The sequence below is a fragment of the Actinomyces sp. HMSC08A09 genome (assembly GCF_001807465.1).
GTDB lineage: Bacteria > Actinomycetota > Actinomycetes > Actinomycetales > Actinomycetaceae > Actinomyces > Actinomyces oris.
This window is the reverse complement of record NZ_KV789093.1, coordinates 110,759-127,277: the sequence shown is the minus strand read 5'-3', so window position 1 is coordinate 127,277 and position 16,519 is coordinate 110,759. Positions and strand designations below refer to the sequence as shown.

Annotated in this window: 13 protein-coding genes; 7 read left to right on the top strand and 6 right to left on the bottom strand. The window is 66.5% G+C overall.

The window, feature by feature from the left end; translation table 11 throughout:
• Positions 1–81: 81 nt before the first annotated feature.
• The 6 genes from HMPREF3165_RS03305 to HMPREF3165_RS03280 form a co-directional block, all read right to left on the bottom strand.
• Positions 82–1,650 carry an acyl-CoA carboxylase subunit beta gene (locus HMPREF3165_RS03305; RefSeq protein WP_232622600.1) on the bottom strand — a complete coding sequence of 523 codons (1,569 nt, stop codon included), beginning with the start codon at positions 1,648–1,650 and terminating at the stop codon, positions 82–84.
• A 66-nt stretch (positions 1,651–1,716) separates the two neighbouring features.
• On the bottom strand, positions 1,717–3,552 hold the full coding sequence (locus HMPREF3165_RS03300; protein WP_070510788.1) for an ATP-binding protein: 1,836 nt from the start codon (positions 3,550–3,552) through the stop codon (positions 1,717–1,719).
• Positions 3,553–3,929: 377 nt separating this feature from the next.
• A complete protein-coding gene (gene rpe / locus HMPREF3165_RS03295) occupies positions 3,930–4,625 on the bottom strand; it encodes a ribulose-phosphate 3-epimerase (RefSeq protein WP_070510786.1) in 696 nt (231 codons plus the stop codon).
• A 38-nt stretch (positions 4,626–4,663) separates the two neighbouring features.
• Positions 4,664–6,055, bottom strand: coding sequence for an RsmB/NOP family class I SAM-dependent RNA methyltransferase (locus tag HMPREF3165_RS03290; protein WP_070510784.1), 1,392 nt, complete (start codon positions 6,053–6,055; stop codon positions 4,664–4,666).
• A 239-nt stretch (positions 6,056–6,294) separates the two neighbouring features.
• On the bottom strand, positions 6,295–7,269 hold the full coding sequence (fmt, locus tag HMPREF3165_RS03285; protein ID WP_070510782.1) for a methionyl-tRNA formyltransferase: 975 nt from the start codon (positions 7,267–7,269) through the stop codon (positions 6,295–6,297).
• 39 nt (positions 7,270–7,308) lie between these two features.
• Positions 7,309–7,989, bottom strand: coding sequence for an HAD family hydrolase (locus tag HMPREF3165_RS03280; RefSeq protein ID WP_070510780.1), 681 nt, complete (start codon positions 7,987–7,989; stop codon positions 7,309–7,311).
• 343 nt (positions 7,990–8,332) lie between these two features.
• Here HMPREF3165_RS03280 and HMPREF3165_RS03275 point away from each other — a divergent pair, with 343 nt between their 5' ends.
• The 7 genes from HMPREF3165_RS03275 (at position 8,333) to HMPREF3165_RS03245 (ending at position 16,505) form a co-directional block, all read left to right on the top strand.
• Complete coding sequence (locus HMPREF3165_RS03275) at positions 8,333–9,556, top strand: arginine deiminase (protein ID WP_070510778.1); 1,224 nt, start codon at positions 8,333–8,335, stop codon at positions 9,554–9,556.
• Between the two features lie 65 nt (positions 9,557–9,621).
• Positions 9,622–10,629: an ornithine carbamoyltransferase gene (gene argF, locus HMPREF3165_RS03270; protein ID WP_070510776.1), complete on the top strand. Its 1,008-nt coding sequence runs from the start codon at positions 9,622–9,624 to the stop codon at positions 10,627–10,629.
• Between the two features lie 3 nt (positions 10,630–10,632).
• Complete coding sequence (arcC, locus tag HMPREF3165_RS03265; protein WP_004564868.1) at positions 10,633–11,613, top strand: carbamate kinase; 981 nt, start codon at positions 10,633–10,635, stop codon at positions 11,611–11,613.
• Between the two features lie 209 nt (positions 11,614–11,822).
• Entirely contained in the window at positions 11,823–12,950 is a 1,128-nt protein-coding gene (locus tag HMPREF3165_RS03260) for a serine/threonine protein kinase (protein WP_004564867.1), read from the top strand.
• Positions 12,951–13,137: 187 nt separating this feature from the next.
• Complete coding sequence (locus HMPREF3165_RS03255) at positions 13,138–14,151, top strand: DMT family transporter (RefSeq protein ID WP_070510774.1); 1,014 nt, start codon at positions 13,138–13,140, stop codon at positions 14,149–14,151.
• A 131-nt stretch (positions 14,152–14,282) separates the two neighbouring features.
• Positions 14,283–15,647, top strand: a complete 1,365-nt coding sequence (locus HMPREF3165_RS03250; RefSeq protein WP_070510772.1) for an MFS transporter — start codon at positions 14,283–14,285, stop codon at positions 15,645–15,647.
• Between the two features lie 195 nt (positions 15,648–15,842).
• Positions 15,843–16,505, top strand: coding sequence for a TetR/AcrR family transcriptional regulator (locus tag HMPREF3165_RS03245; protein ID WP_083303169.1), 663 nt, complete (start codon positions 15,843–15,845; stop codon positions 16,503–16,505).
• Positions 16,506–16,519 lie beyond the last annotated feature (14 nt).

Genomic DNA, 16,519 nt, shown 5'->3' with positions numbered 1-16,519 from the left:
TCGGAACGGTTACCTGAACTGGGGTCGGGTGAAGAGGGGGAATACGGCGGAGGCGGAGGCGAGTGGGTCTCGGAGCCGGGGTCAGAGGGGGATGTTGTCATGCTTCTTGGGGGACTCGGGGCGGGCGTCGTTCTTGGCGCGCAGCGCGGCCAGTGAGTCGACGATGACGTTGCGGGTGTCCTCAGGGGCGATGACGGCGTCGATCTCACCGATGGCCACGGCCTTGTCCGGGTTGATGACGGCGTCGGTGTACTCGGCCACGAGCCGCTCGTGCTCGGCGGTGGCGGCCTCCTCCCCCTGCTCGTCACGGACCTTGGCCAGGTCTCGGCGGTGGATGATGCCGACGGCGCCGGCGGCGCCCAGGACGGCGATCTCGGCTCCCGGCCAGCAGAAGTTGAGGTCGGCGCCGATGGCCTTGGAACCCATGACGATGTAGGCGCCGCCATAGGCCTTGCGCAAAACGATCGTCACCAGCGGCACAGTGGCGGTGGCGTAGGCGTTGATGACCTTGGCTCCGCGGCGGATGATGCCGGCGTGCTCCTGCTCGGCTCCGGGACGGTAGCCGGGGACGTCGACGAAGGTGACCACCGGCAGCCCGAAGGCGTCGCAGAAACGCACGAAGCGGGCGAGCTTCTCGGAGGCGTCGACGTCCAGGGTGCCGGCGTCCACCAGCGGCTGGTTGGCGACGATCCCCACCGGGTGGCCCTCGAAGCAGGCGAAGCCGACCACGACGTTGGGGGCGAATTCCTCCTGGACCTGGACGAGCTCGCCGTGGTCGACGACGGCAGAGACCACCTCGACGACGTCGTAGGCCTGCCGGGTGGAGGCCGGGACGATCTCGCCGACACTGCGGGCGGCCTCAGCGTCGGCCTGCGCGTCGGCGTCGTCGTAGGCGTACAGGGGGGCGCTGACCTCGGATGAGGAGGGCAGGTAGGCCAGGAAGGTGCGGACCTGCCCCAACGCGTCCTCCTCGTCGTCGGCCACGTAGTGGACGACGCCGGAGACGGAACCGTGGATCTGTGCACCGCCGAGGTCCTCGGCGCTGATCTGCTCACCGGTTGTGGCGCGTACGACGTCGGGGCCGGTGACGAACATGTGGGAGGCCTGGCGGGTGGCGATGACGAAGTCGGTCAGGGCCGGGCTGTAGACGGCGCCACCGGCGCAGGGTCCCAGGATGACGCTGATCTGCGGGACCAGTCCGGAGGCGGCGCAGGTGCGGTTGAAAATGCGCCCGTACTGGCGCAGAGCTCCCACGCCCTCCTGGATCTTGGCGCCGCCGGAGTCGATGAGTCCGATGACGGGGATGCGCAGGCGCAGGGCGTCGTCCAGGAGGCGGACGATCTTGTCCCCCTCAATGGTGCCCAGGGCGCCTCCGGAGACGGAGAAGTCCTGGGAGTAGACGGCCACCTGGCGGCCGTCGATCTGGCCGAAGCCGGTGACGACGCCCGAGGGGCGGGCCTTGTCGCCGGCACCTGAACCGGAGTAGCGGCCGATCTCCAGGAAGGTGGAGTCGTCGAGCAGGTCGTTGATGCGCTCGCGGGCGGTGCGCTTGCCCTTGGCGTGCTGACGGGCGGCGGCGTGCTCCTCGGCCTCCCGGTCAATGCGGGCGATGCGCTGGCGGAAGGCGGTGGTGGCCTCCGAGTCGGCCATAGTGGTTCCCTGGGCCGGTGTCTCGGCAGATGCGCCGGGGCCGGTGATGGGGGCGGTGGTCACGGTTCAGGCCTCCTCGGAGTCGTTCTCGGGGGTGCTCATGCGCACCAGGACATCGCCGGCCGAGACGGTGCGTCCGGCGCTGACGGGGATCTCCGAGATGGTGCCGTCGCTGGGTGCGTGGATGTAGTTCTCCATCTTCATGGACTCCAGGACCACGAGCAGATCGCCCTGGCAGACCGGCTGGCCCGGCTCCACGCAGATCCGAGTGACGATAGCCTGCATGGGGGCGGCGATGACACCGGGCTCACCGCCAGCGGTCCTGGTCTCACCAGAGGCTGCGCCTCGAGGTGAGCGGGTCGCGCCCGAACGGCCGCGCAGCGGCTGGGCCCGGTTGCTGCGGGGGCTGAAGCCTCGCGACGGGTTGGAGGGGGCGAGGATCCCGTCGGGCAGGGTCAGCTGCATGCGGCGGCCGTTGAGCTCGATGATGTAGCTGGAGCGGGTACGCGGGTTGGCGACCGTCTCCGCCGAGCCGTCGGCCTGCGACGTCGCCGCGGCGTCGGCGAGATCGGGCAGCACCTCGTTCTCGATCCACCGCGTGGTCACAGCCAGCCGCCCGGTCTCGTCGGGGGCGGTGAACTCGGGGCGGGTCAGGACCTCGGAGTGCAGGGCAGTGCACACGGTGACGCCCTCGACCACCGTCTCCCGCAGGGCTCGCCGGGCTCGGGCGATGGTCTGCTCCCGGCTGGCACCGGTGATGATGATCTTGGCGAGCATCGGATCGAACAAGGGGGTGACGACGTCGCCCTCAGTGACTCCGGACTCGATGCGGATACCGGGACCGGCCGGCCAGCGCAGGCGGGGGATGGTACCGGTGGAGGGGGCCAGACCTCGGGCGGGATCCTCACAGGTGATGCGCAGCTCGAGGCTGTGACCGCGGGGCTCGTTGACCTGTCCGAGGTGACCGCCCTCGGCGATGCGCAGCTGGATTTCGACCAGATCGGTGCCGGCGACCTCCTCGGTGACGCAGTGCTCCACCTGCAGACGGGGGTTGACCTCCAGGAACCAGATATCGCCCTCGGGGGTCAGGAGGAACTCGCAGGTGGCCACGCCGACGTAGTCAACCGTCTCCAGGAGGCGACGGGAGGCCTCGACCAGACGCCCGTGGACGCCCTCGGGCAGGAAGGGTGCGGGAGCCTCCTCGAGGAGCTTCTGGTTGCGTCGCTGCAGGGAGCAGTCGCGGGTGGAGACCACGGCGAAACCGCCGTGGCTGTCGCGGGCGCACTGGGTCTCGACGTGACGTGCGGCCGTGACGAACCGCTCCAGGATGAGGGTTCCGCCGCCCTGCACCGCGGACTCGAAGGCAGGGGTGGCCCGGACCTCGTCGTCATTGTGCAGGACGGTGATGCCGCGTCCGCCGCCACCGTCGGTGCGCTTCAGGGCGACCGGGTAGCCGTGGGCGGCGGCGAAGGCGATGACGGTCTCGGCGTCGGTGACCGAGTCGGTGATGCCCGGCACCGGGGCGACCTGGGCCCGCTCGGCGGTGGCTCGGGCGCTCATCTTGTCTCCGAGGGCGTCCATGGCCTCGGGTGAGGGCCCGACCCAGGTGATCCCCGCCTCGATGATGGAGCGGGCGAAGTCTGCGTCCTCGGACAGGAACCCGTATCCGGGGTGGATGGCGTCCGCGCCGGTGGCGCGGGCCAGCTCGAGCAGCGCCGCCGCGTCGGTGTAGGACGATCCCTCGGGCAGTGCGTAGGCCTCATCGGCGAGCTCTGCGGCGGGGCTCATGAGGTCCTCGGGCGTGTACGGAAGGATCGACGTCGCCCCGAGGTCGCGGGCGGTTCGCACGATACGCAGTGCGATCTCGCCACGGTTGGCGATGAGGATACGGGAGAGGGTCACCAAGAGTCTCCTTACCTGGACGCTGCCGGGCTGGCGGCGGGCCCTCCTTGGGCCGGCGGGGTGGATCCGTGCTTTCCCTACAATCGTCGAGGGGCGGGTCCACTGGACTATGACGTTACGTGGTCGAGGCACCACATTCCATTTGTGGAAACCTCACAAAGAGTGAGAGTTGCGTTGGTGTAACAATCGAGACCCCAGTAATCGGGCGGCATAACGGGGACCTGGCAAAGACGTCTCTCGCTCCTCGAAGGCCTTTGAGGTTTCCCACAAGCCCGATGGGGCGGAGTGGCTCAGCACATCGGCTGTCACACCTGCATCACGAACACCTCCTCCAACAGGGCGTCAAAACCGGTCGCTGGCAGCGCCCCGCGGCGTCGTCAGTGTTCATCGCGAGCATCATGGCGGTGCGAGGAGGCAGCCTCACGCAGCTCGCAGATGGCGGCCAGGGCGTCGTCGGCCCGGTAGACCGCCGACCCGGCGACGAAGACGTCCGCCCCGGCCTCGGCAGCGCGCTCAATCGTGTGGGCGGTGATGCCGCCATCGACCTGCACTCGCAGGTCGAGCCCTCTGGCACCGACCAGCTCGCGCGCCCGGCGGATCTTGGGCAGCATCGACTCGATGAAGGACTGGCCGCCGAAGCCCGGCTCCACGGTCATGAGCAGGAGGAGGTCGAACTCCCCCAGGACATCGGCGACGGCCTCCAGGGGGGTGGCGGGCCTCAGGGCGATGCCCGCGCCGGCGCCGAGCCGGTGGAGCTCGCGCGCCAGGCGCACCGGCGCCGTCGTGGCTTCGGCGTGGGGGGTGACGATCTGGCAGCCGGCCTCGGCGTAGGCCGGCGCCCAGCGGTCGGCGTCGCGGATCATGAGGTGGGCATCCACGGGCAGCGAGGAATGGGCGAGCACCGCCTCGACCACCGGCAGCCCCCATGACAGGTTGGGCACGAAGTGGTTGTCCATGACATCGACGTGGAGCCCGTCGGCGCCCGGGGCGCCGGCGTCGCCCGTGACACGGTCGAGCTCGTCGGCCAGGTGGGCGATGTCGCAGTTGAGGATCGAGGGGTGGATGGCCGTCATCGGGACGCTCCTCATGATGCGCTGGTGTGGTTGGTCAGTCAGCTGGTGCGGCGCAGCAGGGCGCAGAACATGGCGTCGGTGCCGTCGAGGTGGGGCCAGAGCTGGAGCGTCTCCCGATCGGATCCGGCCGGCGGCTGAGGGGCCAGACGGGTGGCGACGTCCCCGGCGTGCAGGGGCTCGGTGCGCAGGCCCTCGCGCTCCAGCAGCCGCCTCACGTCGCGCACCACGAGGGTCGTCTCCAGGGCGTGCGGGGAGCAGGTCACGTAGGTCACCACTCCCCCGCGTCGCACGGCGCGCAGGGCGCTGGCTAGCAGCTCGCGCTGAAGCTCGGCCAGAACGGTGACGTCCTGTGGCTGTCGGCGCCAGCGGGCCTCTGGGCGGCGGCGCAGCGACCCCAGACCCGTGCAGGGGGCGTCGACAAGGACCCGGTCGTAGGCGCCGGGTTCATCGCGCCCGAGGTCACGCCCGTCACCGCAACGCACCCGGGCGACGTCCGGCGCGATGGCTCGCAGGGCCGAGCGCACCAGGTCGGCCCGATGGGGGCTGACCTCATTGGCCAGCAACTGGGCGCCCGTCTGCGCGGCCCTCGCGGCGAGAAGCGCGGCCTTGCCACCGGGCCCGGCGCATAGGTCGAGCCAGCGCGCGTCGCGGCCTTCCACAGGGGCGTGTGCCGCAACGAGTGCCACCAGCTGGCTGCCCTCGTCCTCGACCCCGGCCCGGCAGTCGCGGATCGCCTCGATCCGGCCAGGGTCTCCCCCGACCATGACGACGGCGAGGGGACTGATCCTGCCGGGGCGCGGCTCGACGTCGTGGGCCCGGTCGGCCTTGCGGGCGGCCTTGGCCAGCGCCTCCGGAGCGATGAGGCCGGGTCTGGCACACAGGGCCACCTCGGGGTCGGCGTTATCCGCGGCCAGGAGCGCCTCGAGCTCCTCGCCGCTGCGGCCGTGGGTGACCAAGGCCTGGCGCAGCGCCTTGACGATCCACTCCGGGTGCGACTGGGTGCGGGCCAGAGCGGTCGTCTCATCTGGGGCGTCCCGGCGTAGCTCGTCCATCCAGGAGTCCAGGTCCCGTCCGCTGAGGCGACGCATGACCGCATTGACGAAGGTGGCCGCGCCGCGCCCGCAGGAGGTGGTGGCCAGGTCCACGGTGGTGCTCACGGCGGCGTGCTGGGCCACCCTCATAGCCATGAGCTGGTGGGCCCCCAGGCGCAGAACGTCGAGCACGGCCGGATCGATGCGCTCCAGCGGACGGTCCGTGCAGGCGGCGATCATCGCGTCGTAGCGCCCCCGCAGCCGCAGGGTCCCGTAGGTCAGAGCAGTAGCGAAACCGGCGTCACGCCGATCCAGGTCGGCGGTCTCCAGCAGCTCGGGCAGGAGGAGATTGGCGAAGGCGTCATCGCGGCGAACACGGGTGAGTACCTCCAGCGCCACCTGACGCGCCGAGCCAGATCGGCCCCGCGCCGGGCGCGCCGACGCACCCGTCTGCGGGCCGTCCTGCTCGAAGGAGCGCCGGCCCTGGGCTCGTCGACCCTGGTGAGGACCGCCGCGCTCAGTTCGCCTGCCGCGTTGCTCCCGGCGTCTGCCAGGAGCGCCACCCCGCCCGTGGCCTACGCCTCGCCGGTTCTCGTCGTGGCCGCCCGACGCACCCCGGCGTGTCGATCGCTCCCCCATCAGCTCATCGCCTCACCGTCGTTGTTCCTGGGAGACGAGTCCCCCAGGACGGCCCCCACCTCCGGACGCGCTCCCCTGGCCCAGGCGTCGGCAGGCATCCAGCTGCGCCCGGCGGGCGCGACCTGCCCCAGACGGACGGCACAGCCCCCGGTTCCCACGAGGACCTCGCGCTTGGTGGCGCGCAGCTGGCCGGGCAACAGATCGGTGACCTCCGGGACCGGGGTGACCGGGCCCAGACGGAACCGGGACCCCTGGTAAGTGGTGTGGGCACCCGGCGCCGGAGTGACGCCCCGGATCCGACGGTCAATGGCAAGCGCCGGATCCTCCCAGCGGATCAGACCGTCGGCCGAGGAGAGCACGGGGGCCAGCGTGGCCAGCGCGTCCTCCTGCGGCTCCGGACGCACGCTGCCGTCCTCAACCCGGCGCAGCACATCGAGGACCAGGGGCGCCCCGGCCTGCGCCAGCCGCTCGAGCAGATCCCCGCTGGTGTCCCGACCGCTGATGGCCTCCGTGAGTCGGCCATAGACGGGGCCGGTGTCGAGACCCTCCTCGAGGCGGAACACGCAGGCCCCGGTGACCTCCTCACCGGCGATGACCGCCCGCTGGACCGGGGCGGCTCCGCGCCATGCGGGCAGCAGAGAGAAGTGCAGATTCAGCCAGCCGTGCTCTGGTACCTCCAGCAGATCGGCCGGGACCAGGCGACCGTAGGCGACCACGACGGCGACGTCGACCTTCAGAGCACCGACCCACGCGTGCACGTCGTCGGCCTGCTCCCCCTTGAGGGTGGCCGGAGTGCGTACATCGAGCCCCGCGTCACGAGCCACGGCCGCCACCGGCGAGGGGTGCAGCGTCCGGCCGCGTCCCTTGCGAGCGTCAGCACGGGTGAGGACCCCGACGACGTCGTGCTCACTGGCGATGAGGGCCTCCAGGGTGGGCAGGGCCGCCTCGGGGGTTCCGGCGAAAAGCACACGCATGCGGCTGAGTCTAAGGGGCGACGTCACCCAGTGCGGGGTTCAATGCCGGTCCGGCGTGGGGAGCAGGCCCAGTGCGATGAGCTCGGAGCGCAGCCGTCCCACACCGGTGAAGTGGTGGGTGCGCATTCCCAGGTGGCCAGCCGCCTCGATGTTGACCGCCGAGTCATCGATGAACAGGGTGCGGGAGGCCTGAAGACGGTAACGACTCAGAAGAAGGTCGAAGATGGCGGCATCCGGTTTGGCCAGGTGCTCGCGCCCGGAGACCACGATGCCCGCGAAGCGTTCGAGCTGGGGAACCAGGAGCCTGGCCCGCTCGAAGGGCGCGGCGTCGAAGTTGGTCAGCCCGTACAGCGCCACGCCCCTCCCAAGGAGATCCTCGAGCAGAGCGGCCATGCCGGGAACGGGACCCGTCAGCGATTCGGCGAAGCGCTGCCGGTACAAGGAGAGGATCTCCGCCCAGTCAGGGCGGCCGGGGTGGGCCCGGGTGTAGTCGGCGAGCACCTGTTCGAAGGGCTCTCCCCGGTCGAGTCGTTCATTCCAGGTCAGGAACCCTCCGTCGACCACGAACTCCTCCCAGTCGTTGGCCGAGACGTATCCGGCGACGGCCGCCATGGGCTCCCACGCGTACAGGACGTTGCCGTAGTCGAGGACGACGGCACTGACGGCGTCTGCGGGGCTGGAGGTCGTGACGAAGGGGGACGGCGCGTTCACGTCCGCCATCCTCCCACTCCGGCGCCTCGGGACTCGGGTGGCTCCATCCGGGACGGATCGCCCTTGACGTTTGTGAGTCACCTACTGACGCGGGTCCGCCGCATCGGCGGTCCAGGGGCGCTCCAGGGCAGCGCCCGAAGCGGCAAAGCGCCTGGTGGGAGCAACATCACTCTCCGCTCGAGAACGCCCGATCAACATGTTTGAAACTTCTTTCTACCAGGGGGTTTCCAACCCTCAAGAACTCTGGTACGCTCGTACCAATCCAGTACAGGTGTACTACTTCGACAATCAGAGCGCGTGATGCGCGTCATGATCCACATCGGCGACACAGTGCTGTGTCAGAGAGGGAGTCATGGAATTTTCCGTAGATTCCGAAATCGGGAAGCTTCGCCAGGTCATCCTGCACCGACCCGGCAACGAGATGCTCCGACTCACTCCGCAGAACAAGGACCACCTCCTGTTCGATGACGTGCTGTGGCTCGAGCGGGCCCAGGAGGAGCACGACCAGTTCGCACGAGTGCTGACCGACCGCGACATCGAGGTGCTCTACCTCAGCGACCTGCTGGCCCAGACCCTCGAGGTGCCCGAAGCCAGGCAGTACGTCCTGGACCGAGTCGTCAACGAGAACACCAACGGCCCCAGTGCCGCCGAGCCGCTGCGCGCCCTGGCTCAGGGGCTGTCCGGGGCCGAGCTGGCCGAGGTGCTCGTTGCCGGGATCACGAAGGCCGAGATGCTCGAGCGCACCTCCTGCCCGGACTCGCTCGTGCTGGCCTCCATGGACGACGACGACCTGCTTCTGCCGCCGTTGCCCAACCACCTCTTCACTCGCGATACGTCTTGCTGGATCTACAACGGGGTGTCCATCAACTCGATGATGATGCCGGCCCGCCAGCGCGAGACCATCAACTACGAGGCGATCTACCGCTGGCACCCTCTGTTCGCCGGCTCCGACTTCCCCGTGTGGTCCGAGGGCACGCAGGCAGGCCCCGCCACCGTGGAGGGTGGAGACGTCCAGATCATCGGCAACGGCGCCGTTCTGGTCGGAGTCTCCGAGCGCACCACCTCGCAGGGCATCGAAAGGCTCGCCAGCCGACTGTTCGCCGGAGGCAAGGTGAACCAGATCGTCGCCGTCGAGATGAACCGGACGCGCGCCCAGATGCACCTGGACACGGTAATGACCATGGTCGACGTCGGCACGTTCACCATCTACGGCGGCCTGGGGAAGCTGCCGACGCTCACGCTGCGCCCGGACGGCGACAAGCAGATCAGCGTCACACGCAACGCCCCCGAGGACATGTACCGCGTCATCGCCCAGGCCCTGGGCGTCGACGGGCTCAACGTTCTCATCACGCCCCAGGACTCGATGGCCGCCGCCCGTGAGCAGTGGGACGACGGCTCCAACTCCCTGGCCATCGCCCCCGGTGTCATCGTTACCTATGAACGTAACGTCAACACGAACGAGTACCTTACTTCCCATGGCATCGAGGTCCTGACCATTCCCGGCTCGGAAGTCGGTCGCGGTCGCGGTGGTCCACACTGCATGAGCTGCCCGACCCTGCGGGACCCGCTTGCCTGAGTCGGCCCTGGCCGACACATAAGAAGAACTGTCAGTACATCACCACACTGGACGAAGGAATCCTCATGTCCCACCCCCTGCACAACCGCAGTTTCCTCAAAGAGCTCGACTTCACGGCCGAGGAGTGGAACTCCCTGCTCGAGCTGGCCGCCCAGCTCAAGGCGGACAAGAAGGCCGGCCGCGAGGTGAAGCGGCTGACCGGTAAGAACATCGCTCTCATTTTTGAGAAGACCTCGACGCGCACCCGCTGCTCTTTCGAGGTCGCCGCCTACGACCAGGGCGCACAGGTCACCTACCTCGACCCCTCCGGATCCCAGATGGGTCACAAGGAGTCCGTGGCGGACACCGCTCGGGTGCTGGGCCGCTTCTATGACGGCATCGAGTTCCGCGGCAAGAAGCAGGAGCACGTCGAGGCTCTGGCTGAGCTCTCCGGCGTCCCGGTGTGGAATGGACTGACGGACGAGTGGCACCCCACCCAGATGCTCGCCGACCAGCTGACCATGCTGGAGCACGCCGACAAGCCGATCGAGCAGATCTCCTTCGCCTACCTGGGCGACGCGCGCAACAACGTTGCCAACTCACTGCTCATCTCGGCGGCCCTCATGGGAATGGACGTGCGGATGGTGGCCCCCAAGGAGCTGCAGACCTCTCCCGAGGTGGTGGCTCAGGCCGAGAAGCTGGCCAAGGACAGTCGCGCCCGCATCCTCATCACCGACGACACCGCCCAGGGCGTCAAGGGCGTCGACTTCCTCTACACCGACGTGTGGGTCTCCATGGGTGAGCCCAAGGAGGTCTGGGATCAGCGCATCGCCCTGCTCGCGCCCTACCAGGTCAACGCCCAGCTGTTGGAGGCCACCGGCAACCCGGACGTGAAGTTCCTCCACTGCCTGCCGGCCTTCCATGACCGCAACACCACGGTCGGTGAGGACATCTTCGCCAAGACCGGAATGGAGGGCCTGGAGGTGACCGACGACGTCTTCGAGACCGAGCGCAACGTCGCCTTCGACCAGGCCGAGAACCGTATGCACACCATCAAGGCCGTGATGGTCGCGACCCTGGGACAGTGGGACTGACTTGTGAGAATCGTCGTCGCCCTCGGAGGAAACGCCCTGCTGCGTCGGGGGGAGAAGCCCGACGCCAGTACCCAGATCCGCAATGTCGAGATCGCGGCCCACGAGCTGGCCAAGCTGGCGGAGAAGCACGAGCTGGTCCTGACTCACGGGAACGGCCCTCAGGTGGGTGTCCTGGCCCTGCAGTCCGCCAATGACGAGCGCCTCTCCGAGCCCTACCCCTTCGATACCCTCGGTGCCCAGACGCAGGGCATGATCGGATACTGGCTGCTGCAGGCCATGCAGAACGCCCTGCCCGGTCGCCACGTAGCCGCCATGGTCAATCAGACCCTGGTGATGGCCGGTGACCCGGCCTTCTCCAACCCCACCAAGTTCGTCGGTGAGGTGTACACCAAGGAGGAGGCCGAGAAGCTGGCTGAGGAGCGGGGCTGGGTGGTCAAGCCCGACGGCGAGCACTACCGCCGCGTCGTCGGCTCCCCCATGCCGCAGCGCGTCATCGAGACCCGTCTAGTGCGCACACTGCTGGATGCCGGCGCGATCGTCGTCTGCTCCGGGGGCGGCGGTGTGCCCGTCGTCCGCAGCGAGGAGGGCAAGCTCAAGGGTATTGAAGCCGTCATCGACAAGGACCTCACGGCGTCGGTCATGGCCGAGGCCCTGGAGGCCGATGCGCTTCTTATCCTCACGGACGTTGATGGAGTGTTTCGGGACTTCGGGACCGAGAACCAGAAACAGGTTCCGAGGGCGACGCCGGCAGAGCTGCGGTCCATGGGACTTCCCAGTGGTTCCATGGGACCAAAGGTTGAGGCGGTGTGCCGATTTGTTGAGCTGACTGGCGACATGGCGGCAATCGGGCGCCTCGAGGACGCCGTTTCCATCATTGAGGGCCATGCAGGGACTATCGTGACTCCCGGGGGAAACTACGGGGGGCCGGACGATATCCATCCCCCGATTCCCGAGCAGCTCGACACGCGCATCCGCAGGGCCTGACCGGCGCAACGGCATCGGTCTTTCAAGGAGGTGGTGAACACCCTTAACCCACAATGACCGTGCCACGGTTCAGCAATCATTCTTATACTCAGATACTCCTACGGCTACATTTGCAGTTCGTTCAGAGTAGAATGACAATGTTGAGCCATAGACACATCACTTGTCTTCATTCACTCATCACACATCGAGCACAAAGGAGTGACTTACTCATGACGAAGATCGTCAACTCTTGGAACGACTTCGACCCTCTCAAGCGTGTCATCGTCGGACGCGCCGACTTCTCGGTTATTCCTCCCGAGGAGCCCGCCACCTCTGAGAAAGTGCCGATCGACTCCGAGATGCGCGGAATGTGGGGCCCCCGCCCCACCGCCACCGTTGAGGCCGCCAACGAGCAGCTCGACAACTACGTCAAGATCCTCGAGGGTCTGGGCGTCCAGGTGGACCGCCCCACGCCGCTGCAGTGGAACCAGGCCATCCAGACGCCTGACTTCCGCACGGAGTCGGGCTTCACCCAGATGCCCCCGCGCGACATCCTGCTCACCATCGGTGACGAGATCATGGCGTCGGCCAACTCGTTCCGCTGCCGCTACTTCGAGTACCTCGCCTACTGGCCCCTCATGAACCAGTACTTCGAGGAGGACCCGGAGTTCAAGTGGACCCAGGCCCCTCGTCCGCGGCTGACGGACAAGTCCTACAAGCACAACTATTACGACGAGCGGATCTCCCTGGAGGAGCGCCTTGAGCGCACCGCCGCCAAGGACTTCGTGACCACTGAGGTCGAGCCGATGTGGGACGCGGCCGACGTCATGCGCGTGGGTAAGGACCTGTTCATCCAGCACGGTCTGACCACCAACCGCAAGGCCATGGAGTGGTTCAAGCGCTACTACCCGGACCTTCGGGTGCACGCAGTGAACTTCCCCGGCGACCCCTACCCGATCCACATCGACGCCACCTTCGTGCCGCTGCGGCCCGGGCTCATCATCAACAACCCACACCGCCGCCTGCCCGAAGAGCAGCGCAAGATCTTCGAGGCCAATGACTGGCAGATCGTCGACGCGGCTCCCCCGGCCCACGAGGTTCCGCCGCCGCTGTGCTACTCCTCCGTCTGGCTGTCCATGAACTGCCTGGTCATCGACCACAAGACCGTGTGTGTCGAGGCCAGTGAGGTCCACCAGATGGAGCAGATGGACAAGCTCGGCATGAACGTCATCCCGGTTCCCTTCCGTGACGCCTACGCCTTCGGCGGTGGTCTGCACTGCGCGACGGCCGACGTCTACCGTGAGGGTGGCTGCGAGGACTACTTCCCCAACCAGGTCGCTGACCCGACTCTGGTCTGATCTCAAGGGTGCGGGGCGGCGGCTCATGGGACCGGGCTGCCGCCCCGCACGTTACCCGGCTCTGCTCTTCGCAGCGCGGTCAGCGGACGCTCCATAGGACTGGGAAGGCCCTCCTGACCGCGCGAGACCTGGCAAGGATGCCGGTCCGTCGCGCACGCCGGGGGAGAACTCAGGAGACACAACTGCCATGTCACAGACATCGTCCACTGAATCCTCTGTCACAGAGTACGTCATGAACAAGAAGCTGGGCGCCATCGCCATGCTTCTCTCCGCCACCGGGATGGGGCTTGTCGGCACCATCAGTCGTGGTACGACCGCCGGCCTCGCTCACGCCGACAAGTCCGTCATCGGTTCGTTCCTGGCCTTCGGCCGCATGAGCGTCGGACTACTCGGGTTCATTCTTATCCTCATCTTCACCGGGAAGGCCGGGCTGTTCAAGAGCACCCGCCTGAGCACCACTGTGATCCTGGGAGGGGTCAGCATCGGCCTGTCCCTGGGGTGCTACATCTCCTCGACATTGATGACGACCATTTCCAACGCCGTCTTCCTCATCTACACGGGACCTCTGTTCTGCGCACTGCTCGCACGCATTTTCCGCAAAGAGAAGATCAGCGTGCTCTCCGGAATCTTCCTGTCGCTCGTGTTCATAGGAATGCTGCTGACCATTGGAATCATCGACTTCAAGAACGGGAGTCTGACTTTCGGACTGGATCTGTCGGCCACAACTCCAGAGTTCCCTCAGAAGAGCCTAGGGGATCTTTTAGGTCTGTTGTCCGGCATATTCTACGGTCTGGCACTGTTCTTCTACGGGTACCGCAAGGATGTCGATTCGATCGTCCGCGGTGTGTGGAACTTCTTCTGGGCCGCCTGCGCAACGCTGGTCATGTCCATCGTCTTGCGTCCTTGGCACGGCATTTCCACCTTCACCGCCACCAACTGGATGTGGGCAGTGGCCCTCTTCCTCGTCTGCGGCCTCTTCGCGCTGGGATTCCTGGTCGTTGCAGGGCGCAACCTGCCCGCCGTTGAGTACTCGACGATCTCCTACTGGGAGTGTCCGGTCGCCATTCTGTGCGGCCTGCTCGTCTGGGGCGAGAAGCTCACCCCCATGGGGATGATCGGCGGACTGCTCATTGTCGGCGGTGGGTTGGCCCCGATCATCGTGGATGCCATCGCCCGGAAATCACGCGCCTCCACGTCCTGATCCTCCTGTGATCCTGTCTGCCTGCGCCAACTCCCAGCGGGCAGACAGGATCACATGTAGAGTCATCAATGTCTCACCTTGGGATGACCATTACGTCATCGTCGACATCCACCGAGCCGGAGCCATAGGCTATGAACACCTCCCACTCAGGAAGCACGAAAGACCATCATCTGGACTCAGAACGAAGTCTCGCACTGAGGCGTGCAGCGAAGGCGAGCTTCATCGGAAACTTCATTGAGTGGTTCGACTACGCCTCGTACGGATACCTGGTCACCGTCATTGGTCACGCCTTCTTCCCAGAGGCAGATAAATCAGTCCAGCTGCTCTCGACATATGCAGTATTCGCGATGTCCTTCATTCTGCGCCCGATCGGCGCCGTTGTATGGGGGGCGTGGGGAGACCGTTGGGGACGCCGTTGGGCACTGTCCTGGTCGATTCTTATCATGTCCGGATCGACATTCTTCATCGGTCTCCTTCCCACGTACGCGACTATCGGCATGGCAAGCGCCATGAGCCTCCTTGTCCTGCGAATGATTCAGGGATTCTCCGCCTCCGGCGAGTACGCGGGTGCCGGAACCTTCCTTGCCGAGTACGCACCTCCGGCTCGGCGTGGTACCTACACGTCGCTGGTTCCGGCTTCTACCGCCTGTGGCCTCCTTGCCGGCTCTCTCATGGTGACCGGTATGTTCTCGGTCCTCAGCGACGATGCCATGAACACCTGGGGGTGGCGAGTTCCCTTCCTTCTGGCAGGGCCGCTGGGGCTCATCGGCCGCTACATCCGGGTGCACTTGGAGGACTCCCCCGCATACCAGGAGATGCGCGCGGAGATGCCGCAGGAGCAGAAGGCCGCCAGCTGGTCCGAACCGCTGCGGCTGCTGCTGCGAGACCACCTGCATGAGACCCTCATTACCTTTGGAGTCTCCTGCCTCAACGCCGTCGCCTTCTACATGCTTCTCACCTACATGCCGACGTATGTTCACGAAGAGCTCGGATTCTCCCAGGACACTTCCACTCTGGCTACCTCAGTGATGCTGTTCGTGTACATTGCGGCGATCTTCCTCATGGGGCACCTGTCGGACTCCTTTGGGCGTCGTCGGATGCTCATCGCCGCCTGCGTCGCGTTCATTGTGCTCACGATTCCGTTGTTCGTTGTGATGACGAAGGCTGCGGGCATGCTCGCCGTGGTCATCCTGTGTCAGATCGTGTTCGCTATAGCGTTGACGGCCAATGATGGAACTCTGGCCACCTTCCTGGCTGAGTCCTTCCCGACCAACGTGCGCTACTCGGGATTTGCCCTATCCTTCAATGGAGCCAATGCGCTTCTTGGCGGAACAACACCGTTCATTGTCACATGGCTCATCAAGGTCACCGGTTCCGCCCTGGCACCTGCGGTCTATCTCACGGTGATCGCGCTGATCGCCATGGTGGCAATCTTCCGTTCTCGTGCGATTCATGGGTCGGAGCTGACTGAGGAGCAGGCTCACCCCGAAGTCTGACCCACTCACTGAGAGCAGTTGACGACGAGTTGAATAGACACTGCTTGCCACGAGGTCATTATCACCGTCTTGTTACGGACTTCAACGCGTTGTCGTCGTAAGATGATGGGTATGGCTCGTACTGATGGACATGACGCTGGAGAGGCAGCGAGTAGTGATGTGTCCGTACCCGCAGGCTCTCGCACAGAATCGCGAGTGACCCCGCGAGGTGAGGACCGTCGTCAGACCATCATCGAAGCCGCGGCGGCCATCATCCGTGAGTCAGGACCGTCCGCGATCAGCCACCGCAGTGTCGCCAAGCGAGCCGGGTGCTCCTTGTCTGCGACAACCTACTACTTCGACGGCTTGGAGGATCTCCTCCATCAGGCGGGTCTGGTCAACATCGGACTGTGGGCGTCTCGGGCGGAGCACGTCGCCGACCGGGTGGAGGCCTTCAAGGGCGTTCCGGACGTCCCCCAACGGGTGCGGTTCATCCTCCAAGCGACTCTTCCCGCCCATGGCGGCTACTTCGGGCACTATCTTCAGCTCATCTCAGCCAGCCAGGCATCACCAGTGAAGCACGCCTACCGTCAGGGGCGGCAACGTCTCAATGCCGCACTGCGCCGGGTGCTGCGTCAGCTCGACAGCCCGCTCGAACCGGAGATGGTCATCGCTATCGTGGATGGTGCTGCGGTCACCGCGCTCAGTGAGGGGTGGAACGTCAAGTCCACCGCCGCGGGGCTACTGACGGATCTCATCTCCCTGGCCCATGGCATGCCACCCTTCCAGGCGCCTGGTGACACGCTGAGCGCTACGTCTCCTCATGGCTCTCCCTCCACGTCGCCGGTCACAGTGGTGACGGGTAGCACCGCTGACTAGTGAGCCGTCCGAGC